This window comes from Marinobacter albus, from assembly GCF_030238305.1.
Classification (GTDB): Bacteria; Pseudomonadota; Gammaproteobacteria; order Pseudomonadales; family Oleiphilaceae; genus Marinobacter; species Marinobacter albus.
This window is the reverse complement of the sequence record NZ_JASSQD010000003.1, coordinates 73,206-95,880: the sequence shown is the minus strand read 5'-3', so window position 1 is coordinate 95,880 and position 22,675 is coordinate 73,206. Positions and strand designations below refer to the sequence as shown.

Sequence of the window (22,675 nt, the reverse complement as noted above, 5' to 3'; positions counted from 1 at the left end):
ACTGTGTTAAAAACCCGAATTATTACAGCGCTGATACTGGCTCCGATTGCCATCGGCGGCATCTTTTTTCTGCCACCGCTGGGTTTTGCCCTTTTTACCGGTGCAATCATCACGCTGGGAGCCTGGGAGTGGGCCAATATGTCCGGCATTGAAGGGCAGGTCGGCCGGGTGGTTTATGCCGCCGTGACGGCGGTGGTTCTGTTTGGCCTGCTTAATGTGCCGGCGGTGGCTGTTCTGTGGCTGGCGGTGCTGTGGTGGGCTGCCTGCTTCCTGATGGTCCGCAGTTATCCTGCCGGGTCCTCTCGATGGGGTAGTGTGCCGGTGCGGGCGGTCATGGGGCTGTTGGTGCTTGTCCCGGCCTGGGTGGGACTCAATCACCTCCGAACCGGAGGACTCGACTTTGGCGCCGTCACCAACAGCTTGTGGGCCATCCTCTACGTCTTCTGTGTCGTCTGGGTCGCCGATATCGGCGCCTATTTCGCCGGGCGAGCCTTCGGAAAGGCCAAACTGGCGCCCCGGGTCAGCCCCGGTAAATCCTGGGCTGGGGTCTGGGGTGGTCTGGTCGCGGTTGGCGTCTTCGCCATCCTTGTCAGTCTGTTGGCCTCTGCTGGCGGATCTGAGACCGTGTTTCTGGTTCTTGCCAGTCTGGCGACAGGCCTTGTTTCCGTCCTGGGAGACTTGCTGGAAAGCATGCTGAAGCGTTTTCGGGGAATCAAGGACAGCAGCCAGCTGCTGCCGGGTCACGGGGGGATCATGGATCGAATCGACAGCCTGACGGTTGCCATACCGGTGTTTGCCCTGATCATCACCCAACTTGGCTGGCTCACCGCCGGGCAATGGTAACCATGGTCACGCGCCGCCTGACAATTCTGGGAGCCACGGGCTCCATTGGTCTGAGTACGCTGGATGTTATCCGGCGTCATCCCGACCGTTTCTCGGTCTACGCACTGACTGCCGGCACCCGCGCTCGCGAGTTGGCTACCCTGTGTCGTGAATTCCGCCCCGAAGTGGCGGTGATGGCCGATCCCAAGGCGGCGGACGAGCTTGCCGAGCTGCTGTCCGACCTTCCTGCAATTCGGGTGCTCTCCGGTTCCGAGGGGCTGTGCGAGGTGGCCTCCTCGGCTCAGGTTGACACCGTAATGGCAGCCATTGTGGGGGCGGCTGGCCTGCCTCCGACGCTGTCCGCCGCGCGCGCTGGCAAGCGGGTGTTGCTGGCGAACAAGGAAGCGCTGGTGATGTCGGGTAAGCTGTTCATGGATGCCGTGGCTGAATCCGGTGCGGAGTTGCTGCCAATTGATTCGGAGCACAACGCGATTTTCCAGTGTATGCCCTCCGATCGGATTCGGGATCCCGAGGGTGCCGGTATTTCGCGAATCCTGTTGACGGCATCGGGCGGTCCCTTTCGGGAGCACAGTGCCGAGGCATTGCGGGCGGTTTCTCCCGAGCAGGCCTGCGCCCATCCCAACTGGTCAATGGGGCAGAAAATCTCCGTGGATTCCGCCACCCTGATGAACAAGGGGTTGGAGCTGATTGAGGCCTGCTGGCTGTTCAATACCACGCCGGAACGAATCGAAGTGCACGTCCATCCCGAGAGTATTATCCATTCTATGGTGGAGTATGTGGACGGCTCCGTTCTTGCCCAGTTGGGCAGTCCGGATATGAGAACGCCGATTGCCAACGGTCTGGCCTGGCCCGAGCGCATTGACGCCGGTGTAGCGCCGCTGGATCTGTTTTCCATTGGCCGTTTTCATTTTGAGCGTCCGGACCTGGTTCGCTTTCCGTGCCTGAGGCTCGCGGCCGAGGCGTTTGACGCCGGCGGTACTGCGCCCGCTGTCCTGAATGCCGCGAACGAGGAGGCGGTGTCAGCCTTTCTGGCAGGTAACCTGTGTTTTGCCGATATCCCCGTTATTATAGAGCGGACGCTGGCCGCCACCGCGGTGGCTCCCGCGGACAGTTTTGAAACCATTTTCGCCAAGGACACCGAGGCCAGGCAGCGGGCGCGGGAACAGATCGGTTTGTTAACTGTCTGAAATTCATCGCAGTTTCTGTCTCGCTCTAGCCATCAACCGGGAATGCTATGCAGATAATCGAAACCATTCTGGCACTTGCGCTGACGCTCGGGATCCTCGTCACGCTTCATGAGTATGGCCATTTCTGGGTCGCCCGTCGCTGTGGCGTGAAGGTGCTCCGATTCTCAGTGGGTTTCGGCAAGCCGCTGTTCTCCTGGTACGACCGCCATGGGACGGAATTTGCCGTCGCTGCGATACCGCTGGGTGGCTATGTCAAAATGCTGGATGCCCGGGAAGGGCCGGTTCCAGAGGAACTGGAGGACCAGGCGTTCACGTCCAAACCGCCGTCCAAGCGCATTGCCATTGCGGCGGCAGGGCCTGTGGCCAATTTCATGTTCGCACTCTTCGCCTATTGGCTGCTGGGCATTGTCGGCGTAACGGCGGTCGCGCCGATTGTTGGTGATGTCGCCCCGGATACCGTGGCGGAGCGCATGGGGCTTCGGGAAGGCATGGAACTGCATGCGGTCGACGGGCACCGGGTCACGTCCTGGCGGGACGTTAACATGCGCTTGTTGGAGCGCGCGGGTGAGCGCGGTGAAATCGCTATCGAGGTGTCCGATAGCGGAGCCCGTGGAACCATTTCCGGTGAGCTCGGGGGCTGGCGTCTGAGCAATGAATCGCCAAACCCGCTGGGGCAGTTTGGTATTACGCCCTGGCGCCCGGACGTTCCTCCGGTTCTCGGGCAGATTTCCGATGGCGGTCGGGCCGAGCAGGCAGGTCTGCGTCCGGGTGATCAGGTGTTGGCGGTTGATGGTGAACCGATCGGTAACTGGTTCGAACTGGTGGACCTTATCCGGAGTTCCCCGCAGCAGACGCTGGCATTGACGATTGAGCGGGAGGGTGCTGAGCGCACGATCGAGGTAACGCCCGAAGCGAAAGTCGCGGAAGAAGGCGAAACCATTGGTTTCCTGGGCGCTGGCGTGCAACCGGTTACCTGGCCCGACGAGGTGTTGCGGGATGTGAGCTACGGGCCGCTGGCCGCCATTCCCAACGCGGTCAGCGAAACCTGGGCGGATACCCGCCTGACGCTCGTTGCGATCAAGAAGATGGTTACGGGACTGCTGTCACCGACGAACCTCAGCGGGCCCATTACCATTGCCAGGGTTGCCGAGGCCAGCGTCAGTTCCGGATTCGAGGATTTTGTCCGGTTCCTGGCCTATCTCAGTATCAGTCTGGGTGTCCTTAACCTGTTGCCAATTCCGGTTCTCGATGGTGGCCATATTGTCTACTACACCATTGAAGCCATTCGCGGGAAGCCTCTTTCCGAGGAGGCCCAGGCGCTCGGGTTACGAATTGGTATGACACTGATTCTCACATTAATGGTGTTTGCTCTTTACAACGACCTGATGCGGTTGTGAGAATTGCGAGCTCCTTACGCGCATTAACCAGGCGAAATATTTGAATGAGACGTTCTCTTCTAGGTGTAGCCATTGGCCTCGCTTTAGCCACGACCGGCATGAAGCCAGCTCTTGCAGATGAATTCACGGTTGCGGACATTGAGGTTGAAGGCCTGCAACGGGTATCTGCAGGTACCGTTTTTTCTGCCTTTCCCGTCAACATCGGCGAGCAGGTTGATCCTGCCGAACTCGCCGATGCAATCAAATCCCTGTTTGGAACCGGTCTCTTTACCGATATTGAAGCCAGCCGAGATGCCGGCGTTCTGATTCTGACGGTCCGTGAGCGGCCTTCCATCAGCGACATCGAGATCGAGGGTAACAAGAACATCGAGACCGAAATGCTCATGGACGCATTGTCCGGAGCCGGTCTTCAGGAAGGGCAGGTGTTCCGGCGCGCCACACTTGAGCGGCTGGAGCTGGAAATTCTTCGCTCCTACATTGCTCAGGGTCGTTACAACGCGCGGGTCAAGGCAACAGCTGAAGAATTGCCAAGGAATCGGGTCTCGATTCGTCTGGAAATCAACGAAGGTACCGTTGCGGCCATTCATCACATCAACATAGTAGGCAATGAGGATTTTGAGGACGAACAACTGCTTGACCTGTTCGAACTCCAGACCAGCAGCTGGTGGAATTCCATCACCAACGCGGACAAGTATGCCCGTGAACGGCTGAGCGGTGACCTTGAATCCCTGCGATCCTTCTACCTTGACCGCGGCTATCTGGATTTCAACGTGGAGTCCAGCCAGGTATCGATCTCTCCGGACAAACAGCAGGTCTTTATTGCCATTGCCCTGAATGAGGGGCCGCAGTACACCATCTCTGAAATCAATCTGCGCGGCGACCTGATTGTCGGTGAGGAGGAGCTGCGAAAACTGATTCCGGTGGAAGAGGGGGATGTGTTCTCCCGGGCGCGCATGACCGCGATTTCCGAGGCGCTGGCATTCCGGTTGGGGCGTGAGGGTTACGCGTTTGCCAATGTGAATGCGGTCCCCGAGCCCGGAGAAGACAACACGGCTGAGGTCACCTTCTTTGTTGAGCCTGGTAAGCGCGCCTATGTGCGCCGGGTGAATTTCGACGGCAACGTATCCACCCGTGATGATGTCCTGCGTCAGGAAATGACCCAGATGGAAGGCGGCATTGCATCGTCTGACCGCATTGAATTCTCCAAGACCCGACTTGAGCGCCTCGGCTTCTTCAAGACGGTGAACGTAGAGACGGTTCCGGTGCCGGGTACCGATGATCTGGTGGACGTGAACTACAGCGTTGAAGAGCAGCCCACCGGCAGCCTGTCTGCCTCTGTCGGCTTCTCCCAGGACTCCGGGGTGATCCTCGGCGCGAACGTGTCGGAGAACAACTTCTTCGGAACCGGCAAGCGCGTGTCGTTTGGGGTCAACGTCAGTGATTCCGTCAAGAGCGCCAACGTTTCCTACCTGGACCCTTACTACACGGTGGACGGTGTGAGTCGCGGTTTCAGCCTGTTTGCGCGCGAGACCGATTACGAGGAAGAAGACATTTCGTCATACCTGTTGGACGAGTATGGCGGCCGGGTGACCTTCGGCTATCCAACGGATAACATCACGCGTCTGAATTTTGGTCTTGGTTATACTCGGTCCAACATCAAGGAAGGGGCGTTTACCTCCCAGGAAGTTCTGGAATTTATTGATGAAGAGGGCGATTCCTTCGACAACTACTTCCTGTTCGGAAGCTGGCGGCGCAGCACCCTGAACCGGGGTGTGTTGCCGAGCGACGGTTACAGTCATTCCGTGTCGCTGGATGTCGCGGTGCCCGGCAGTGATCTGACCTTCTATAAATTGAGCCACAAGACCGATTTCTATCAGCCGCTGACCGATTCGGGCCGCTGGATAGTGCGCGCCCGAACCGATATCGGCTATGGTGATGGCTACAAGGATCGCACTCAGATGCCGTTCTACGAGCATTTCTATGCCGGTGGGTATGGTTCCGTTCGTGGTTATGAGGCGAACTCACTGGGTCTGAGGGCAACCAACAGCCCGAATGATCTGTCTGAGCCGGATCCCTTCGGTGGTAACCTGCTCACAGAGGGCAGTCTGGAGCTGATTTTCCCGACGCCGTTTGCCGGCGACAGCCGCTCCATGCGCACAGCGTTCTTCGTTGATGCCGGCCAGGTCTTCGACACCGACCGTGGCTTTGATCCGACCCTGGATGAGGTGAGATTGTCCGCCGGTGTCGGCTTCCAGTGGATTACTGCAGTTGGTCCGCTGGCCTTCAGTCTTGCGCAACCTCTGAACGACAAGACTGGTGATGATACCCAGGTGTTCCAGTTCTCCCTGGGCCAGACGTTCTGACGAATGACGAAAAAAATAATGGATGAAACAAGGAGAATACCGATGTCTCGAATTCTAATAATGGTTGCGGCTGCCTTGATGGCACTCTCGTTCCCGGCAATGGCCGAAACCCGTATCGGTGTCGTTGATCTGCGCCAGGCGCTGTTCTCATCAAACGATGCCAAGAGTTTCAGCGAGACCCTTCAGAAGGATTTCGCCGGTGACGAAGCCAAAGTGCGGGAAGTGCAGGAGGAAGCTCGTCAGTTGAAGGAGCGTCTGGAAAAAGACGGCGCGATGATGAACGAGAGCGAGCGCAACAAGCTGGCCGGCGAGTTCCAGGAAAAGGTCAAGGAGTTCAATTTCCTGAAACAGCGTCTGGACAGCACCGTGGCGCAGCGAAAGCAGGCGTTCCTGGAGCAGGCCCGTCCCGAGGTTGACGCCGCCGTCGAAGAATTGCTCGAAGAACACGACCTTGATCTGATTCTACCCAGCGAAGCCGTGGTCTACGTGAAGCCGGAAATGAACCTCACCCCGCAGCTGCTCGAAAAGCTGAACCGTTAACCCTGGTGGGGTAGTCCCCGGAACGTAATGGAGCAAGTAATGACAGAGAGGTCCTTTCGGCTCGAAGAAATTGCTGCAGCGCTGGGAGCCGAACTCCGGGGAGACCCCGATGTTCATGTGACTGGGCTCGCAACCCTGCAGGCCGCGAAGCCGGGCGAGATCAGCTTTCTGGCTAACCCTTCCTATGCCAAATATCTGGCAGACACCCAGGCTTCCGCAGTCATCATGTCGCCGGCTTCCGCCGGAAACGCCACGACCAATGTCCTGTTATTGGACAATCCTTACCTGGGCTACGCTCGCCTGAGCCACTGGTTCGACCCTGAACCCGTATCGGAAGCTGGCATTCATCCGTCAGCCGTCGTGGACGCCAGTGCCCGAGTGGCGGGCAGCGCATCAATCGGTCCCAATGCCGTTATTGAAGCCGACGTGGAAATCGGCGAAAAGGTGGTGGTTGGCGCCGGTTCCGTGATCGGCGCCCGCACCCGTGTGGGTGCAGGGACAGTTATTCGTCCCCGGGTAACGCTTGCCCACGATGTGGTCGTGGGGCAGCGCTGCCATATCCTGAGTGGCGCCGTGGTCGGTTCTGATGGTTTTGGTTTTGCCAACGAGAAAGGTGTTTGGCAGAGAATTGCCCAACTGGGCCGAGTGGTGCTGGGTGATGACGTCGAAGTCGGCGCCAATACGACCATAGATCGGGGCGCACTCGATGACACGATTATCGGCGACGGGGTGAAGCTCGACAATCTGATACAGATCGCTCACAACGTGCAGATTGGTGACCACAGTGCCATGGCGGCCATGGTAGGTATCGCCGGTAGCACCCGCATAGGGCGACATTGTGTCTTCGGGGGAGCGTCCGGGGTAGCGGGGCATCTCGAAATTGCAGACCAGGTGCATCTGACCGGTATGACCCTGGTAACCGGCGATATCCGGGAACCGGGAGTCTATTCCTCCGGCACCAGTGCGGATACCAACCGCAAATGGCGAAAGAATGCGGTGCGCTTCAGGCAGCTGGATGACCTGGCACGACGGATCAAAGAACTGGAAAAGAAATTAGAGGGCTGAGGCCGATCAAGATGATGCGAATTGACGAAATCATGGAATACCTGCCGCATCGTTATCCGTTCCTGCTGGTGGACCGGGTAACGGAGGTTGAAAAGGGAAAATTGATCAAGGGGTACAAGAATATCTCGTTCAACGAGTCATTCTTCCAGGGCCATTTCCCGAATAATCCGATCATGCCGGGTGTGCTGATCATCGAGGCCATGGCGCAGCTTTCTGGCATTCTCGGTTTTGTGACCGTAGAACGGAAACCGGCAGACGGCGTGGTACAATACCTCGCTGGTTCCAGTAAGGCCCGCTTCAAGCGTCCTGTGCTGCCGGGAGATCAGCTCTGTATGGAGTCGGAACTGATTTCAGGCAAGCGTGGCATCTGGAAATTCGATTGTCGGGCACTGGTCGACGGTGAAGTCGTGTGCGTGGCAGAGATACTGACCGCTGAGAGAGAAGTTTGATGGCGACAAGTGACTGGTCGGGTATTCATCCTCAAGCGATTGTAGACCCATCAGCCAAACTCGGTGACAACGTGACCGTTGGTCCCTGGAGTTACATTGGCCCTGGCGTTGAAATAGGGGATGGCACCGAGATCCTGTCCCACGTGGTTGTGAAAGGGCCGACCGTAATCGGTCGGAACAACCGGATTTTCCAGTTCTCCAGTATTGGAGAGGAATGTCAGGACAAGAAATACGCTGGTGAGCCGACGACTCTGACGATCGGCGACAACAACGTTATCCGCGAGAACTGCACTATCCACCGGGGCACTATCCAGGACCGTGGAGAAACCCGTATCGGCAGTGGTAATCTCCTGATGGCATACGTGCATGTGGCCCACGACTGCGTCGTTGGCGACAACACCATTCTTGCCAACTGTGCGACCCTGGCCGGCCACGTCAACGTGGGTGATTTTGCCATTCTGGGTGGCGGCACCATGGTGCACCAGTTCTGTAACATCGGTCCCCACAGCATGGCGGCCGGTGGCAGCATTGTACTCAAGGATATTCCCGCCTATGTCATGGCGAGCGGCCAGTCAGCTCAGCCTCACGGCATGAACGTCGAGGGTCTGAAGCGCCGAGGTTTCAGCAAGGAAGTCCTGCTCAGCTTACGCAGAGCGTACAAAGTGATCTATCGCCAGGGCCTGACGACTGAACAGGCGGTGGAAGAACTGACCAGTGCTTATCGGGATGTCCCCGAAATTAACCCTCTCATCGACTCCCTGCGTGGAGCCCACCGCGGCATCATCCGCTAATCTGGCGGGAGCCTGAAGGTGACGGACCATCCTTTGAACCGTGCGGTTGTCAGCAACCGCCGAATTACCTTCGGAATCATTGCCGGTGAGGCATCGGGAGACATTCTCGGTGCCGGCCTTATCCGGTCTCTTCGTAGCCGGTATCCCAATGCCAGATTTGTGGGTATTGGCGGTGACGACATGATCGCCGAAGGGTTTCACTCTCTGGTCCCCATGGAACGGCTTTCCGTGATGGGGCTGATAGAAGTTCTGGGCCGGATCCGAGAGTTGTTCCAGATTCGAGCCCGCCTTCTTGAGTATTTTTTTACGACCCCGCCGGATGTCGTCATCGGCATTGATTCCCCCGATTTCACCCTGACCATTGAACGGCGTTGCCGCGAGGCCGGGATTCCGACGGTTCACTACGTCAGCCCGTCGGTCTGGGCCTGGCGACAGAAACGGATTTTCAAGATTGCCAAGTCCGTGAACCTGATGCTCACGCTGTTCCCCTTCGAGGCCCGTTTTTACGAGGATCATCAGGTTCCGGTGGCCTTTGTGGGGCACCCGCTGGCTGATCGTATTCCCATGGTCCCTGAAACAGGCAAGGCGCGTCAGGAGCTGGGGCTTGCCGATCAGGCTCCGTTGCTGGCGGTACTGCCGGGAAGCCGGGCTGGTGAGGTAGAGCGCCTGGGAACCCTGTTTCTGGAAGCCGCTCGCTGGATTCAGGAGAAACGCCCGGATTTGCAGTTGGTGATTCCCTGTGTCAATCGGGAGCGGGAAAAACAGGTACGGGACCTGGTTGATGCCCTGGAAGTGAAGTTGCCAGTTACCATCGTTCGTGGGAGGTCCCGGGAGGTCATGGCCGCCTCGGATGTCGTGCTTCTCGCCTCCGGCACAGCGACGCTGGAAGCCATGTTACTGAAAAAGCCCATGGTGGTGGGGTACCGGTTGAGTGATTTCAGCTACGCGCTGTTGTCGCGTCTGGTCAAGGTGCCCCATGTGGCACTGCCCAATTTACTGGCCCGGGAGGCTCTGGTTCCTGAACTGTTGCAGGACGAGGCAACTGCCGAGGCGCTGGGGTCTGCGGTACTGGAGCGGTTGGAGAATCAGCAGGAGCGCCAACGGCTGGTAGATGCTTTTACCGAGTTGCATCAGACGCTGAAGCAGGACGCCGATGAAAAAGCCGCGCAGTCCATTTCCGACCTTTTAGAAGGGAGGCGAGCCTGATGGCACGCGTTGAGTTGCCGCCATTCGAATGTTCCTACCAGGGCCCATTGCTGGCCGGTGTGGATGAGGTGGGGCGAGGGCCACTCATTGGCGCGGTTGTGACCGCCGCGGTGATCCTCAATCCGGAGAGGCCGATTGCGGGACTGGCCGATTCCAAGAAGTTGACGGAAAAAAAGCGTAACGCACTGTATGACGAGATTGTCGAAAAGGCCACCGCCTGGTGCATTGGACGTTGTGAGGCCCATGAAATTGATCAACTGAACATCTACCAGGCCACGATGGTCGCGATGGAACGGGCAATCGCCGGGCTCTGCATTGAGCCTGAGTACGTGCTGGTCGACGGCAATCGGTGCCCGAAGTGGCGCTGGGCATCCGAACCGGTGGTAAAGGGCGACAGCCGGGTTGAGGCGATCAGTGCTGCCTCCATCCTCGCAAAGGTTACCCGTGATCGGGAGATGGAGGTGCTGGAACAGACCTATCCAGGCTATGGACTGGCGAAGCACAAGGGATACCCGACACCGGTTCACCTCGAAGCCCTGTTTCGCCTGGGCGTCACGCCCGAGCATCGTCGATCCTTCCGTCCGGTTCAGGAGGCGATCGAGGAGGCTGGTTTCTGGAAGCAGTCGGAGGTGCGAGAAACCGCTGATGCAGGGGACCTTCATTTCCCCGTCGATTTGTTTGAAAATAGCAATTGACAGGGTGGTTTTCAGTCCTTAAGATACGCGCACGTTGATCGGGGGTCACCCCGGTAAACAACCAGTTTTGATGCGGGGTGGAGCAGTCTGGTAGCTCGTCGGGCTCATAACCCGAAGGTCGTTGGTTCGAATCCAGCCCCCGCTACCATATAAGAGAAAGGCAGATCAGTGATTCACTGACCTGCCTTTTTTCGTTTGGGGAAGAGGCAGTCCTTCCAGAACCGGTACGAATGTCGTTACCTCTCTCTTGGGGTCGCGTTACATAGATATGGCGAAATGCTGGCAGTCTGCCGGTTTGTGCATTCTGGTCCCTCTCGCCGGCGGACGCACGGCCCTTCATCCTGCGACCTAGAGTAAATAGGCTATCAATCTATCAGGCTCGTTGAGCCTATTGATGATGCTCATAGCTTGGTCATCGGTTACCACTGCAGGTCCTTTCCGAGGGTTTTTCGAGCGAGTAACTTCGTCAATATCTTCGAACTGCTTGTCCAAATTATCTCCCCACCCCCTTTTGCCCCCGGATCATGAGAGTGCTTTATTTGCTGAAAGCGAATGAAAGGTCGCCGGATCCAATACCAATAGGTTTTCTCAGTGCGGTTGCTGTAACGGTTCGGCCGAACTACTGAGTGAACCTGATAGCTCAGGTGAAAAAGCTGTCCCTGCATTTTTGCGGCTCCTTGCCAGATACTTTACTTGCATACAGCGTTATTGTTGGCGCCGATCACAGACGTCAAATGATTCCGTGGCAAGGGGATTAACAGTGAGCTAAGCTTTTGTTTTCTGTATTTATGGGCAGCGCAAATAGGGATTCAAAGGCCGTAATAATGAAGCGGTCAAGTTTTTGCAATCGCGAAGCGCGCTGCCTAATTGCTGTTAATCCTGTGGGGGTCTCTCGCATGAGATTGTGGGTTCTTCTGGCAGCTCTGGTTCTCACGGGGTGTGACAACACTACGTTTTCAGCCTCTCCCAACTTTTCGCTCTTTGAAACCTCGGCAGGTGTTGTCTATTTACTCAACCAGAGTACTGGGGAACTGAAAGTAATTTCTCCGAAGCAGGCTGTCATCAATGCCGGAGAAGTCTTTAGGGATGGTGAAGGTCGGTTCTTCAAATACCTGGGTAACGGGAAAGTCGAAAAAGTCGACGAAATTGAGTCGCTTGTCCAAAAGTACAGTGATTAACAAGCGGCAGAACAGCGACTGCGTTTCCGCCGCTTTAAGGCTCCAAACCGGCGCATGTGCCGGGCGCTAAAGGTAAACGATGAAACCTACCCACTACTTCGCCATTTTGATTCGGCTATTTGCGATAGCTCTGGTTATCTATACCGTCAGGCAGTCCTCAGTTCTTGTCGAGGTACTGACTAGCGGCGGTATTCAAGACTATGGAGTGCCAGCAGGCTTTGCGTGGGTGTCGGTTCTGTGCCCTTTGGTTGTGGCCCTATTGCTGTGGTTTTTTCCCATGACGGTTTCTGCCTCGATCATTCGACCTGAGCTGGATCAACCTATTGAACCGATGAGCGCACCAAGCATTCTCACAGTTTTAGTGCTGGCAATCGGCTTGTACGTTCTCTACTTCGCTATTTCTGACACTGTGTACTGGCTGACTCTCTGGCAAATGAGTGGTGACAAATACTCCGAATCCACTCTTTATTTAGGGGGAGAAAGCAAGGCCGCCATGGTTACCACTGTAGTAGAGCTATTATTGGCTGTGTTGCTTGTGGCACGAGCCAGAACCGTATCGGGCTTGATGCTCAATCTAACCCGATAACTCCCTCACGAGGGCGTCATTCAGAGAGTCAGGAAATGGCCTCGCCTTGAGTGCGAACTATAAATATGATCGGTGTTTTTGCTCAGTCTGCGGATCAGAACTAGCAGAGGTATTGTCGAAAGGCGATTCGGCTAGGCAATTTGAAGGGCACCCTGTCCAGCCTTAGCTGAAATGCATGCCAATGCGAGACCGTTTGTTCCGGCCTCGCGAGGCTACGCCGGACAGTTTTCCCGGAAACATCAGGCAATCATCAATTTTTGGGCCAAGCCAGCCGCCAACCTGAGTGCGTGAACGCTTTCTTTAGCCCGGAGTAGGTTTCCAGCTATGATGAAATTGAATGACTAATCGCCTCAGTCGATTCACTGCGGAGGCGCATCTGAGAGAACTCTTGCCACTTGCCGCCTGTGGGAGTCATAAACCACAGGTATCAATGGGGAATGTGAGCATGGACATTGAACGCTTTATTGCTGACTGCATCGCTGCTAACGAAGAGACCGATGCTCAAGCCGCCGTCAATGAAGTACTTGCCCGAGCGGTTTCAACACCCGGTGCCGTGTTGGCGGCTCTAGGCGAGCCTGACAAGGCAGGATTGAACGTTCTTCTGAGTTCTCCCACGCTGACGATATTTTCAGCCACGTGGACGCCCCAGATGAACCTCATGCCTCACAATCACCGGATGTGGGCCAATATCGGAATTTACACAGGTCGCGAGGACAACATATTCTGGAAAAGGACGTCTCAGGGAATCAAGGCGTCCGGCGCAAATGCGCTGTTCGTAAAGGACACGGTAATGCTGCCTGAAGACGCAGTGCATTCGGTTACCAATCCATTGCAGCGTTTCACGGGGGGAATCCACATCTATGGTGGTGATTTCTTCGATACCCGGCGGAGCCAATGGAACCCGGAGACACTTGAGGAAGAGCCTTCTGATGGCGCCAAGATCCGTGAAGTTTTCCAACGTGAAAACGAAAGGTTGGGTCTTCACAAAAAGGCATGAGGGGCGTCGCTTAATGCTTTCGAAACCGTCTCAAAGCGCGGCGTCAGGCGCCCCGAATCTGGTTATTCAAACCGATCCCAATAGGGCGGTTCCCCGAAATACCCGTCCATGAAGTCCACGAAGCTGCGAACCTTGCTTGCCAGCAACTGCCGGTGGGCGTACACGGCGTAGAGTGCCATGGGTTCTGGCTCGCACTCTGGCAGGATTACCTGAAGTTTCCCCTCCCGGATTGCCGAACCTGCAATGAAAGTGGGCTGTAGGGCAATCCCGGCCCCAGCAACAGCGGCCTCCACCAGCACATCGCCGTTATTGCTGACCATGCCGCTTCCCGCACTCCGCAACTCGCGGTGCACCGCCTCGTTGGCATCCACATCCATGTAGCTGTAGCGCAGGTAACGATGGTCCCGGAGTTCCTCCGGTCGTTCGGGTGTGCCCCGTTGTTCCAGGTAGTCCGGGGAGGCGCACATGACCAGGCGCACCGGCGCTATGCGCTTGGCGATCAGGGAGGAGCTTTTCAGGTGGCCGATACGCAGCGCGATATCGAAGCCTTCCTCGACAATATCGACCTTGCGGTCGTTCAGCTGCAGGTCGATGTCGACGGCGGGGTGGGCTTTCTGGAAGGCCGTCAACATTGGCGCCATATGGCGGATGGCAAAGGAGACCGGGGCACTGATGCGCAGCAGGCCGCGCGCCTGGGTCTGCAGGTCGCCCAGCTGGTTTTCCATGTCGTCGATGTCGTTGAGAACCTGCTGCGCGCGCTGGTGGTAGCTTGCGCCCGCCTCCGTCAGGTGGATCTTGCGGGTAGTGCGGTTCAGCAGGCGTACACCAAGGTGTTGCTCCAGCTGGGAAACGTATTTGCTGACCAGCTGCGGGGACATCTCCATCCGGTCAGCAGCGCGTGTGAAGGTGCCTTCGTTCACTACCGTGACAAAGGCCCGCATGGCATCGATACGGTCCATAAACTCATCCCCTCGCTGGTGCTCCCACAATTATCAATGTTTGGTTGATAATAAAGCAACATTGGTCATCTTAGTCTTTTGGTTTGGCGATAGTAGAGTGGGTTCATCACCTGAAGCGGGGGCTTCGGGACAAATCAATGAAAGCAAGATTCGAGGTGACCATCATGAACAATCAATTCGCACAGACACTGCTCCAATCCAGCGCTGGTTTCGCTGCCCTGGTACTTCGGGTTCCGGTTGGGCTGGTTCTCGCCGCCCACGGCGCCCAGAAACTCTTCGGGTGGTTTGGTGGTTACGGTCTTGAGGGGACAGGCCAGTGGATGGCGAGCATTGGGCTGGAGCCAGGCTACCTGATGGCGCTACTCGCCGGCAGTGCCGAATTCTTTGGCGGCCTGGCGCTGGCCCTTGGCCTGCTGACCCGACCGGCGGCACTGGTCAACGCCGTTGCCATGCTGGTGGCGATCTTCGCGGTTCACATCGGCAATGGCCTGTTCATGTCCAACAATGGTTACGAATACGCCCTGACTCTGTTCGTTGTGAGCGTGGCCCTGGCCATCCAGGGTGGCGGACGCCTTGCTCTGGACAACGTGCTGCTTGAGCGCGGCCATGGCCAGCGGGCTGCCATTTGATGGGCTGGGTTTTTGTCACAGTACGAATTCAAGACTGAAATGGGCACTCCTCCGACGCGGGGAGTGCCTTGCTGACCGGAGGACTGAATCATGCTGGTGAATGGTGTCTGGCAAGAGAATTGGCAACCCGTGCAGGCAAAGGACGAGCAGGGGCGTTTTATCCGCCAGGTTTCCCCGTTCCGAAACTGGATTACGCCCGATGGCTCGGCCGGTCCCACCGGGGCTGGCGGATTCAGGGCGGAAAAGGGACGTTATCACCTCTACGTAGCGTACATCTGTCCCTGGGCGTCGAGAGCGTTGATGGTTCGGGAACTGAAAGGGCTGAAGGATCTGATCGGGGTTACGGTGGTCAATCCCCGGTTGACCGATCAGGGCTGGCAGTTTGGTGGTTATCCCGGAGCGGACGAGGACACGATCAACGGTGCGCGCTACATGCACGAGCTGTACACCCGTTCGGATCCGGAGATCTCTGGTCGGGCTACCGTGCCGGTGTTATGGGACAAACAGACCGGGACAATCGTGAACAATGAGTCTGCGGATGTGGTTCGAATGCTGAACAGCGCCTTTGCAGGCATTGTGGACCAGGGCCCGGATCTGTACCCGGAAGATCTCGCGGCCGAGATCGACAGCCTCAATGCTTATCTTTATACGGATCTGAATAACGGTGTCTATCAGGCCGGCTTTGCCTCTAGTCAGGAAGCCTATGATGAAGCCTATGCCAAGGTCTTTTCGGCCCTGGATGAGCTTGAGGCGCGTCTGGCGGACGGGCGCACCTATCTGTTTGGTGATCGCCTGACGGAAACCGATGTCCGTCTGTTCGTCACCCTGGTGCGCTTCGATGCGGCCTACCATGGGTTGTTCAAGTGCAACCGTAATACCCTGCGAGCCATGCCACGCCTGCATGCCTACATGCATCGGATTCTGAAGCTGGACGGGGTGGCAAGCACGGTAAACCTTGATCACATCAAGGCCGGGTATTACTCCATCAGGGCGCTGAACCCGACCGGTATTGTACCGGCAGGGCCGGGCGAACTCTGAACGGTATTGCCGGTAACCCGCATGCGACCGTTTGCTGGAGGGGGCGACCATGACCACAGATAATGATGTACTGTTCATCTCACATGGCGGCGGGCCAATGCCGTTGCTGGGCGATCCCGGGCATCGGGAGCTGGTGGAACGGCTCTCCGAAATGGGCGGTGCGCTGAAAAAGCCCTCGGCGATACTGGTTATCAGCGCCCATTGGGAGGAGGCGGTACCGACAATCACCGCCGGTGCCAACCCGCCGTTGATCTACGACTATTATGGCTTTCCTCCAGAGGCCTACGACATTCAGTATCCCTGCCCGGGTGAGCCCGTGCTTGCCCGCCAGGTTTACCAGGCGTTGGATAAGGCGGGAATTCCGGCAAGGCTTGATGATAAGCGCGGCTTCGATCATGGCCTGTTCGTGCCGCTGAAGCTGATGTACCCAGAGGCCGATATTCCCTGCGTTCAGCTGTCGCTGGTAGGCAGTCTGGATGCCGGCGTGCATCTGGCGATCGGCAAGGCGTTGCAGGCGCTGGACTACGACAACCTGCTGGTGATCGGGTCCGGCTTCTCGTTTCACAACATGCGAGCGTTCTTCACCCCCAATACGCCGGAGATTCAGGCCCGCAACCAGGCTTTCGAAGACTGGCTGGACGAGACTTGCTCCGACTCCACCATGCCGGAATCACGGCGCGCCGAGCGCCTGATCCACTGGGATCAGGCTCCCCACGCCCGATTCTGCCATCCCCGGGAAGAGCATCTCTTGCCCTTGCACGTGTGTTACGGGTTGGCGGGCAGGGCCAGCGACGCCCATATCCCGGCAACCATCCTCGGCAAGAAATCAGGGATGTTTCACTGGTCCAGCGAATCGCCCCTCTACTCCCTCCAGGACGCCCTCTCATAGCCATCTGAACTGCTTCTGTTCGTGCTGTTGGTATACATCTGCCAGCGTCAACACTAAATTGACGAATTCTCGGCCCATCCAAGTTCAAAAAATGTCATATCCACGGCGCTGATCGGCGTGCTCTCCATGAACTCCTGTTTAAGGGGACACTTTTTCCTGCCTGTTTTATGACTTTCCTCTAGGTACAAACCCTTACCTCAATCCCATTCCAGGTTAAAAATTACCCAAAAAACAGCGCAATGGAATATTTTATTACCGATATCTGACGGAAAATTGACCAATTTGTAATTAGTAAATTGACGTTTGCCTCATTCATAATTGCCCACGAATTGAACAACTCCTCTGTAACGACGATTAAATGGTGAATATAGATATGAAACGCGTCAACAAAATGTCAATGGCAGGGATGGCCGCGTTTGTAATCGGGACTCTTCTCACAGGCTGTGGCGGAGGCGGGTCAGGTTCCGGCACTGGATCTACTGCAGGCACTGGCGGGTACGTCGATGAGCGCACTGCGGTACTGAGCTGGAGCGCACCCATGACTCGGGAAAATGGCGACAGCATCCAGATGGGCGAGCTCGAGAAGTACGTGATTCGGTATGGAAAGGATGCGGAAGACCTGGGCGAGGAAGTGGTTATCAGCAACGCTCAGTCCGAAGCTGAAATGTCCTACGCGATCAACGGGCTGGAAAATGGTACCTGGTACTTTACAATTCAGGTGCAGGACACCAGTGGTGTGATGAGTGCACCGTCAGATGTAGTTAGCAAGTCTATTCAGTCTTGATCCGTGATGCCCCTTGTATGCCTGAAGTAACGAAGTCTCAGGCAAGGGGGTCGGCAATCGGGAGCTTCAGGGTAAAGGTAGAGCCTTCACCAGGCGTCGAAGCCACCGAAATTTCCCCTCGGTGTTTCTCCACCACAATCTTTACAAACGACAAGCCCAGACCTGTGCCATGCACACCGGCCAGCTCGCTTCTCTTCTGGCGACGGTAACGATCAAACAGGTGGGGTAGCTCGTCCGCATCAATACCGCTGCCCTCGTCGCCGACGGTGAGGCAGGCCTGATGGCCAGCCCGGTATACCTGGATGTCGATGGCCGAATCCGCCGGACTGTACTGGACGGCATTGGTCAGCAGATTGATGACCGCTCGCTCGAGCAATTCCGCATTGCCTTTCAGCCAGAGATCCTCGGTGCCCTGCAGTTGCAGCTGGATATTCTTTTCCGCCGCCTGCTCACTGACACTGTCACGGGCGTTTTCGACGATGGCCAGGAACTCGCACTCATAGAAACGGGTTTCCGTCAGCTGTTCGGCGCGTGCCAGCTGAACAAACTCTTCCGCAAGGTGATAGCTCCGCCTGGCAAGTCGGCCAAGCTGGTCAAGCTGTGCCTTCTCAATGTGGCTCGGATCCCGTTTGAGCTGCTCGATCAATGCCAACTGTGACACCAGGGGCGACCGGACATCGTGGGAGATGAAGTCGATGGCTTCTCGGTGCTGGCGCTGTTGTTCCCGAAGTTCGGAAATGTCGGAGATGTTAGCGATGATGCCGTGCTGATCGCTGTCCGGCAGGGCGAATGGCGCAAAGTGAATCAGGAAGTCTTTGTTGCGAATGCGCAGGTCGACTGTGCGGCTTTGCCTTAGCGTCAGGGTTTCCGAAACGGTTTCGTGCCAGGGGGGCGTCTCCCGGGGGTCATGCCCCTCCAGAAGCCGGGCCAGGGGGAGGCCGGCAAGGCTTGGCATCGGTTCCTGGAACCACTCCTCGATGTGACCATTGGCAAAACGGATCACGGCCAGTTCGTCCGTCACGATGATGCCGTCGGGCATGCGTTCGAAGCTGCGCCGGATAAACTGCTGCATGTGATTGAGCCGTTCGGTGGCGAGGCGCACCCGCTCGATTCTCGCGGAGATGTTCTCCCGCGGCTTTTCCTTTTTGGGGTGTCCCTCGCTGGCTTTCAGGTGGAGGCGGCGAAGGTAGCGCTGGATGGCCTCGCGGCTCAGGTCATTCGGCAGGATCAGGCCTAGGGTGTAGGTGGTGTTTCCGCGCAGCAGTTCTATCCAGCTTCGGTTGCTGTCATGGACCCAGTGGCCGGCTTCGAGGTTTCCGGGGATGTCGGCGGTGGTCAGGCCGCGACGTGATAGGGTGTTCGGCCCTTCACAGAGCAGCCATCCCTCAGGTTGAAGCAGTGCCTGGAAATGTTCGAGGAGCTGGGCAGGGTGCCGTCGCGAGGGTTCCGGAACCGAGATGTGTGGGCTGCGGGCGAGGTCGTCCAGTTGCCGGTTCAGGAAGCGATTGGTCATGGCGAGGCGAAAGCCGCTGGATATCGGCAGTGCCAGCAATGGGACCAGCAGTGCATTCGCGACGGGAATCCACAGGTTCGCGACAAACAGCCCAGAGAAATGGGCGACAAGCAGCACTGCCACGGTCATCAGGCAGGCGGCAATGGTGCGAGTCGGCCGCATTCTCGGCAGTAGGAGAGAGAGCGCGAGCACAATTGCCAGGGTAAGTGTCGGTGAAACCCAGACCGGAGCCCGACGAATCAGAAGGTCCTGGTTGAGGGCCGAAAAGGTGTTGGCATGGAACTCCACGCCCGACATTGGCCGGCTCAGCCCTGAAAAGGGTGTGGGCAGTATGTCGCCGAAACCCACTGCCGTTGCACCGACAAATACGGTTTTGCCCTCGAAAACTTCCGGTGCCGGAGGTTGATTAAGTACCTCGATATACGAGTACGTGGGCAGGGTGCCGGCTCCGCCTACAAGCGGCACCGCCCGATATTCATCCCGGACATTCATGAATGGCGGAGCCGGATGAGTGTCGGATCCATTCCCGGGGAAGCTCGAGGCGGCCAGGGAGAGGCTGGGCCAGAGTTGGTTGCCCAGGCCATTGAAAAGATAGAGCCCCCGGGCGACCCCGTCCTCATCAAGTTCAACATGGGCGTGGCCGAGACTGGAGGCCGCAGCTGTGAGTTCAGGTGCGGGAAGTTCTTCGCTCAGCAGTTGATGGGCTGTCGGTGGAGAAAGATGAATGGGCAGTACGACATTGCCATGCCTGCGCATTGCACCGGCAAGAACGGTGTCCTCTGCAGACGGTTCGGGAAACAGCACGTCGAAGACAATGGTCTTCGCACCGGCGGACGTCAGTTTCTCGATGAGTTCGGCGTGGATCGTGCGTTGCCAGGGCCATCGCCCAAGCCGGTCGAGGCTGAACTCGTCAATAGCCACAATGGCAACCTGGCTCGAAAGTGGGGCTGGTGCGGCGGTAGTGGCTTTATCGAACAGCCAGTAATCCAGCCGTTGGGGAAGTTCGGATGACTGGATCAGGATAAGCAGTGCCAGCAGTATCAGGCCCATTGTCCAGGGAGTCGTTTTTATTGGCAGCCATTCCCGGTTCATGAGCCCTGCTGTGTCGTTCGGTTGTTCAATGGATTATTCCAGGTACAGTTCCCTCCCGGGTCCCCAGCGACTGGTCAAGGGGCCGTCAGAAAGAGCTTTAAGCCGCACAAAATACCGTCTTCCGGGAATCAGGCGCAAGGCTGCCGTGGTATCGGCAAGCTTAGCCTCCTTTATAATGTTCTGGAACTCGGGCTCCTCGGAAAGCTGGAGGCGATATTCCCTCGCGGTCCTGACCTTCTCCCAGAACACCCGAACCTGGCTATCCACGTAATTGACGCTGATGATGCGCACCGGCGGAAGACTTCCGTTTACCACCAGTGTTCTGGTTTCGCTGATCGCCACCGAGTTGCCACCGGCTTCGGTAACTACCCGCCAGTAGTATTGGCCGGGCCCGAGGGGACGCAACGGCAGCGCCGATGTTTCAGGGGCCCATTCGCTCGTGGTAACCAATTCCCGGAAGCTGTCGTCTTCGGCGATTTCCACCCGCGCGACTTCGTTCTGGCCGTTCAGGCTCCAGCGGAATTCCGGCATATCATCGTTGGCTACGCCACCGGCAGCAGGGGCAACCAGGCTTGCGGATTGCGCCTGCAAGTCAATCTCGAAGGGGATTACCGCTGGCATGCCCGCTGTTCCGCGACTGTCCAACGCCGCCAGGTGAATTTCGTAATCGCCATTGTCGAGCATGCTTAGTTTGAACTCGCTGCCGTCGAGCTTTCGGCTTTCCACCCAGCGCCCGCTGTCAGACTCGAAAATATCGAGGCGGTGTCGTGGCGCCTGGCTTGGCGCCCAGCTTACCGGTGCCGGAAGCTTGGTCAGAGTGGCCGGGATTGGATTGACCTCCGGTGCCGGCGGCAGGCGGCGGATGCTGAGGCCGGTATTGGACGTGGTCGAAACCGAGGCACTGTATCCCGCCGGGATTCGGCGAGTCTTGCCGGGCGAGCCGAAATCAACCACGCCCTCGGTGACCTGGAGGCTGGTGCCGTTGACGGAGGTCTGCAGGGCAAATACGGTTCCGCGAACCGCAGCAACGGCCGATGGGGTTTCGATTTCGAACCGTGCACCACCCTCTATCACCGGTTTCACCCGGGTATGGACCTCACCTTTGTGCAGGCGCAGGCGTGTATCCACCATCCCGGATTTTCCGTACTGGGTCAGGCGGTTAAAAATCAGTCGGGAGTCCGGCGAAATTCGCACCTCCGATCCGTCCGCCAGTGCGATGGTTGCAGAGCCGGAACCGGAGAGGATTTCGTCGCCCACGCGAATCAGGGTGTAGGACGTCAGGGGTAGCTTTCGACCGTCTGCGCTGGAGATCAGCTGAACCGATCCGGAAACGGTCGTAACACGGGCCGGGTCGGGTTGGCGCTTCAGCCAGGACAGGGGAATGCGGATGCTGTCGCCTTCGGCTATTGCCGAACTTTTTTCAATGTTGTTGTACTGAAGCAGGCGCGCTGCCGAATAGCCTGGCGCCAGTAGTTCGCCTGCCACCTGGCCGTAACTCTCACCGGGCCGCAACGTGTATATCCACTCGGGCGTCGTCGCTTTTTGAGAATCAGCGACCGAGGAGGCAGAACCCTGGGTGATGGACAGTTCGGCCTGAGTGGTGAATGCGGTCAACAGGATGGCCGGCGCCCACAGCAGCCGGAAAAGTCGTTGCACTCCCGTTTTACTCATTCGCGGCCCGATCAGTCTCGACGATGTCAGTGGTCTCTGCTTCCGGCGTCTGCATCGACTCGAGCCGGTAGCCGCGCTGGTAGATGGTCTTGATCCGGAAACCGTTCTCGGGGTTCAGGCCGAGTCGGCGCCGCAGGCGGCTCATGTGGGTGTCTACGGTACGGGTGTTGATGTCACGTGCCAGGCCCCATACCCGCTCCAGGAGCATTTCTCTTGTTAGCAGCCGGCCCTGGTTCTGGAACAGGAACAGGGTCAGGTCAAAATCTTTATCGGTCAGGGTCAGCTCTTCCCCGTGCAGAGTGATGATGCGGCGCTTGGTGTTGACCTCAAACGGACCGTATCTCAGCAATTCCTTCTCGCTGTCCGGGTTGATTCGGCGGGCGAGGGCGTTAATCCGCGCTACCAGCTCAGCTTCCCGGGCCGGCTTGGCCAGGTAGTCGTCGGCACCGGCATCCAGGGCCCTGACGATATCCGCTTCGCTGTCTCGCTGGGTGAGGAAGACGACTGGAATGGACCAGTCGAGCTGGGCCCGGACATTTTCCAGCACTTCAATGCCGGTCATGTCTGGTATCTGCCAGTCCAGGATAAGGAGATCGTAACTGCGATGCAGGACAGCACTGAGGAACGACTGGCCAGCGGGGAAGCTGTCACAGTGGTGCCCGTGCTCGGACAACATCGACTGTACGTGCTGTGCCTGTTCGTATTCGTCTTCAAGCAGAGCGATTCGCATGAAGCCTCTCCCGGGGTTGCTCGCTGTTTTCATCTTGCCGATAGGCTAATGATCAGACGGACTGATCAGCCAT

At 57.5% G+C, this 22,675-nt stretch carries 21 protein-coding genes and 1 tRNA gene; 18 read left to right on the top strand and 4 right to left on the bottom strand.

Features of this window, described 5'->3' with window-relative positions; all coding sequences use genetic code 11:
- The first annotated feature begins 3 nt into the window (after positions 1-3).
- The 14 genes from QQF73_RS15330 (at position 4) to QQF73_RS15265 (ending at position 13,297) form a co-directional block, all read left to right on the top strand.
- Positions 4-843 (top strand): phosphatidate cytidylyltransferase, encoded by an 840-nt coding sequence (locus QQF73_RS15330; RefSeq protein WP_219868226.1) that lies wholly within the window; start codon positions 4-6, stop codon positions 841-843.
- 2 nt (positions 844-845) lie between these two features.
- Complete coding sequence (gene ispC, locus QQF73_RS15325) at positions 846-2,030, top strand: 1-deoxy-D-xylulose-5-phosphate reductoisomerase (RefSeq protein ID WP_285368721.1); 1,185 nt, start codon at positions 846-848, stop codon at positions 2,028-2,030.
- Positions 2,031-2,077: 47 nt separating this feature from the next.
- Positions 2,078-3,427 (top strand): RIP metalloprotease RseP, encoded by a 1,350-nt coding sequence (gene rseP, locus QQF73_RS15320; RefSeq protein WP_285368720.1) that lies wholly within the window; start codon positions 2,078-2,080, stop codon positions 3,425-3,427.
- Between the two features lie 44 nt (positions 3,428-3,471).
- Positions 3,472-5,790 (top strand): outer membrane protein assembly factor BamA, encoded by a 2,319-nt coding sequence (gene bamA, locus QQF73_RS15315; RefSeq protein WP_219868223.1) that lies wholly within the window; start codon positions 3,472-3,474, stop codon positions 5,788-5,790.
- A 42-nt stretch (positions 5,791-5,832) separates the two neighbouring features.
- A complete protein-coding gene (locus tag QQF73_RS15310) occupies positions 5,833-6,330 on the top strand; it encodes an OmpH/Skp family outer membrane protein (protein ID WP_219868222.1) in 498 nt (165 codons plus the stop codon).
- 39 nt (positions 6,331-6,369) lie between these two features.
- Complete coding sequence (lpxD, locus tag QQF73_RS15305) at positions 6,370-7,395, top strand: UDP-3-O-(3-hydroxymyristoyl)glucosamine N-acyltransferase (protein WP_285368719.1); 1,026 nt, start codon at positions 6,370-6,372, stop codon at positions 7,393-7,395.
- Between the two features lie 11 nt (positions 7,396-7,406).
- Positions 7,407-7,844 (top strand): 3-hydroxyacyl-ACP dehydratase FabZ, encoded by a 438-nt coding sequence (fabZ, locus tag QQF73_RS15300; protein WP_219868220.1) that lies wholly within the window; start codon positions 7,407-7,409, stop codon positions 7,842-7,844.
- Entirely contained in the window at positions 7,844-8,635 is a 792-nt protein-coding gene (gene lpxA, locus QQF73_RS15295) for an acyl-ACP--UDP-N-acetylglucosamine O-acyltransferase (protein WP_219868219.1), read from the top strand. The genes fabZ and lpxA overlap by 1 nt, the downstream gene beginning before the upstream one ends.
- Before the next feature lie 18 nt (positions 8,636-8,653).
- Positions 8,654-9,841 (top strand): lipid-A-disaccharide synthase, encoded by a 1,188-nt coding sequence (gene lpxB / locus QQF73_RS15290; protein ID WP_285368717.1) that lies wholly within the window; start codon positions 8,654-8,656, stop codon positions 9,839-9,841.
- Positions 9,841-10,536: a ribonuclease HII gene (gene rnhB, locus QQF73_RS15285; RefSeq protein ID WP_219868217.1), complete on the top strand. Its 696-nt coding sequence runs from the start codon at positions 9,841-9,843 to the stop codon at positions 10,534-10,536. The genes lpxB and rnhB overlap by 1 nt, the downstream gene beginning before the upstream one ends.
- A gap of 71 nt (positions 10,537-10,607) precedes the next feature.
- A tRNA-Met gene (locus QQF73_RS15280) sits at positions 10,608-10,684 on the top strand.
- Between the two features lie 748 nt (positions 10,685-11,432).
- Complete coding sequence (locus tag QQF73_RS15275; RefSeq protein ID WP_219868216.1) at positions 11,433-11,714, top strand: hypothetical protein; 282 nt, start codon at positions 11,433-11,435, stop codon at positions 11,712-11,714.
- Positions 11,715-11,793: 79 nt separating this feature from the next.
- Positions 11,794-12,300 (top strand): hypothetical protein, encoded by a 507-nt coding sequence (locus tag QQF73_RS15270; protein ID WP_219868215.1) that lies wholly within the window; start codon positions 11,794-11,796, stop codon positions 12,298-12,300.
- Positions 12,301-12,745: 445 nt separating this feature from the next.
- Positions 12,746-13,297, top strand: a complete 552-nt coding sequence (locus QQF73_RS15265; RefSeq protein ID WP_219868214.1) for a hypothetical protein — start codon at positions 12,746-12,748, stop codon at positions 13,295-13,297.
- A 62-nt stretch (positions 13,298-13,359) separates the two neighbouring features.
- On the opposite strand, the gene QQF73_RS15260 is transcribed toward QQF73_RS15265, so the two are convergent.
- A complete protein-coding gene (locus tag QQF73_RS15260; protein ID WP_219868213.1) occupies positions 13,360-14,256 on the bottom strand; it encodes a LysR family transcriptional regulator in 897 nt (298 codons plus the stop codon).
- 164 nt (positions 14,257-14,420) lie between these two features.
- Here QQF73_RS15260 and QQF73_RS15255 point away from each other — a divergent pair, with 164 nt between their 5' ends.
- The 4 genes from QQF73_RS15255 (at position 14,421) to QQF73_RS15240 (ending at position 17,596) form a co-directional block, all read left to right on the top strand.
- Entirely contained in the window at positions 14,421-14,885 is a 465-nt protein-coding gene (locus QQF73_RS15255; protein ID WP_285369019.1) for a DoxX family protein, read from the top strand.
- A gap of 90 nt (positions 14,886-14,975) precedes the next feature.
- Positions 14,976-15,923, top strand: a complete 948-nt coding sequence (locus QQF73_RS15250; RefSeq protein WP_285368716.1) for a glutathione S-transferase family protein — start codon at positions 14,976-14,978, stop codon at positions 15,921-15,923.
- A 49-nt stretch (positions 15,924-15,972) separates the two neighbouring features.
- Complete coding sequence (locus QQF73_RS15245; protein ID WP_285368715.1) at positions 15,973-16,812, top strand: DODA-type extradiol aromatic ring-opening family dioxygenase; 840 nt, start codon at positions 15,973-15,975, stop codon at positions 16,810-16,812.
- 538 nt (positions 16,813-17,350) lie between these two features.
- Positions 17,351-17,596, top strand: coding sequence for a fibronectin type III domain-containing protein (locus QQF73_RS15240; RefSeq protein WP_228743561.1), 246 nt, complete (start codon positions 17,351-17,353; stop codon positions 17,594-17,596).
- 37 nt (positions 17,597-17,633) lie between these two features.
- Here the strand turns inward: QQF73_RS15240 and QQF73_RS15235 are convergent, their stop codons facing one another.
- From QQF73_RS15235 to QQF73_RS15225, 3 genes are read right to left on the bottom strand one after another with little or no spacing between them, the layout of a single operon-like run.
- Positions 17,634-20,201 (bottom strand): CHASE2 domain-containing protein, encoded by a 2,568-nt coding sequence (locus QQF73_RS15235; RefSeq protein ID WP_285368714.1) that lies wholly within the window; start codon positions 20,199-20,201, stop codon positions 17,634-17,636.
- A 33-nt stretch (positions 20,202-20,234) separates the two neighbouring features.
- On the bottom strand, positions 20,235-21,872 hold the full coding sequence (locus QQF73_RS15230) for a FecR family protein (RefSeq protein ID WP_285368713.1): 1,638 nt from the start codon (positions 21,870-21,872) through the stop codon (positions 20,235-20,237).
- Positions 21,865-22,602 (bottom strand): response regulator transcription factor, encoded by a 738-nt coding sequence (locus QQF73_RS15225; RefSeq protein WP_219868208.1) that lies wholly within the window; start codon positions 22,600-22,602, stop codon positions 21,865-21,867. The genes QQF73_RS15230 and QQF73_RS15225 overlap by 8 nt, the downstream gene beginning before the upstream one ends.
- Positions 22,603-22,675 lie beyond the last annotated feature (73 nt).

What these genes read in the sequence shown, in the direction of transcription:
- QQF73_RS15245 (WP_285368715.1), top strand. Translation starts at nt 15,973, where the DNA reads ATGACCACAGATAATGATGTACTGTTCATCTCACATGGCGGCGGGCCA.
- QQF73_RS15230 (WP_285368713.1), bottom strand. Translation starts at nt 21,872, where the DNA reads ATGAGTAAAACGGGAGTGCAACGACTTTTCCGGCTGCTGTGGGCGCCG.
- rseP (WP_285368720.1), top strand. Translation starts at nt 2,078, where the DNA reads ATGCAGATAATCGAAACCATTCTGGCACTTGCGCTGACGCTCGGGATC.
- QQF73_RS15240 (WP_228743561.1), top strand. Translation starts at nt 17,351, where the DNA reads ATGACTCGGGAAAATGGCGACAGCATCCAGATGGGCGAGCTCGAGAAG.
- lpxA (WP_219868219.1), top strand. Translation starts at nt 7,844, where the DNA reads ATGGCGACAAGTGACTGGTCGGGTATTCATCCTCAAGCGATTGTAGAC.
- QQF73_RS15275 (WP_219868216.1), top strand. Translation starts at nt 11,433, where the DNA reads ATGAGATTGTGGGTTCTTCTGGCAGCTCTGGTTCTCACGGGGTGTGAC.
- QQF73_RS15235 (WP_285368714.1), bottom strand. Translation starts at nt 20,201, where the DNA reads ATGAACCGGGAATGGCTGCCAATAAAAACGACTCCCTGGACAATGGGC.
- QQF73_RS15255 (WP_285369019.1), top strand. Translation starts at nt 14,421, where the DNA reads ATGAACAATCAATTCGCACAGACACTGCTCCAATCCAGCGCTGGTTTC.
- QQF73_RS15265 (WP_219868214.1), top strand. Translation starts at nt 12,746, where the DNA reads ATGGACATTGAACGCTTTATTGCTGACTGCATCGCTGCTAACGAAGAG.
- QQF73_RS15225 (WP_219868208.1), bottom strand. Translation starts at nt 22,602, where the DNA reads ATGCGAATCGCTCTGCTTGAAGACGAATACGAACAGGCACAGCACGTA.
- lpxD (WP_285368719.1), top strand. Translation starts at nt 6,370, where the DNA reads ATGACAGAGAGGTCCTTTCGGCTCGAAGAAATTGCTGCAGCGCTGGGA.
- QQF73_RS15310 (WP_219868222.1), top strand. Translation starts at nt 5,833, where the DNA reads ATGTCTCGAATTCTAATAATGGTTGCGGCTGCCTTGATGGCACTCTCG.
- fabZ (WP_219868220.1), top strand. Translation starts at nt 7,407, where the DNA reads ATGATGCGAATTGACGAAATCATGGAATACCTGCCGCATCGTTATCCG.
- ispC (WP_285368721.1), top strand. Translation starts at nt 846, where the DNA reads ATGGTCACGCGCCGCCTGACAATTCTGGGAGCCACGGGCTCCATTGGT.
- QQF73_RS15250 (WP_285368716.1), top strand. Translation starts at nt 14,976, where the DNA reads ATGCTGGTGAATGGTGTCTGGCAAGAGAATTGGCAACCCGTGCAGGCA.
- QQF73_RS15260 (WP_219868213.1), bottom strand. Translation starts at nt 14,256, where the DNA reads ATGGACCGTATCGATGCCATGCGGGCCTTTGTCACGGTAGTGAACGAA.
- bamA (WP_219868223.1), top strand. Translation starts at nt 3,472, where the DNA reads ATGAGACGTTCTCTTCTAGGTGTAGCCATTGGCCTCGCTTTAGCCACG.
- rnhB (WP_219868217.1), top strand. Translation starts at nt 9,841, where the DNA reads ATGGCACGCGTTGAGTTGCCGCCATTCGAATGTTCCTACCAGGGCCCA.
- QQF73_RS15270 (WP_219868215.1), top strand. Translation starts at nt 11,794, where the DNA reads ATGAAACCTACCCACTACTTCGCCATTTTGATTCGGCTATTTGCGATA.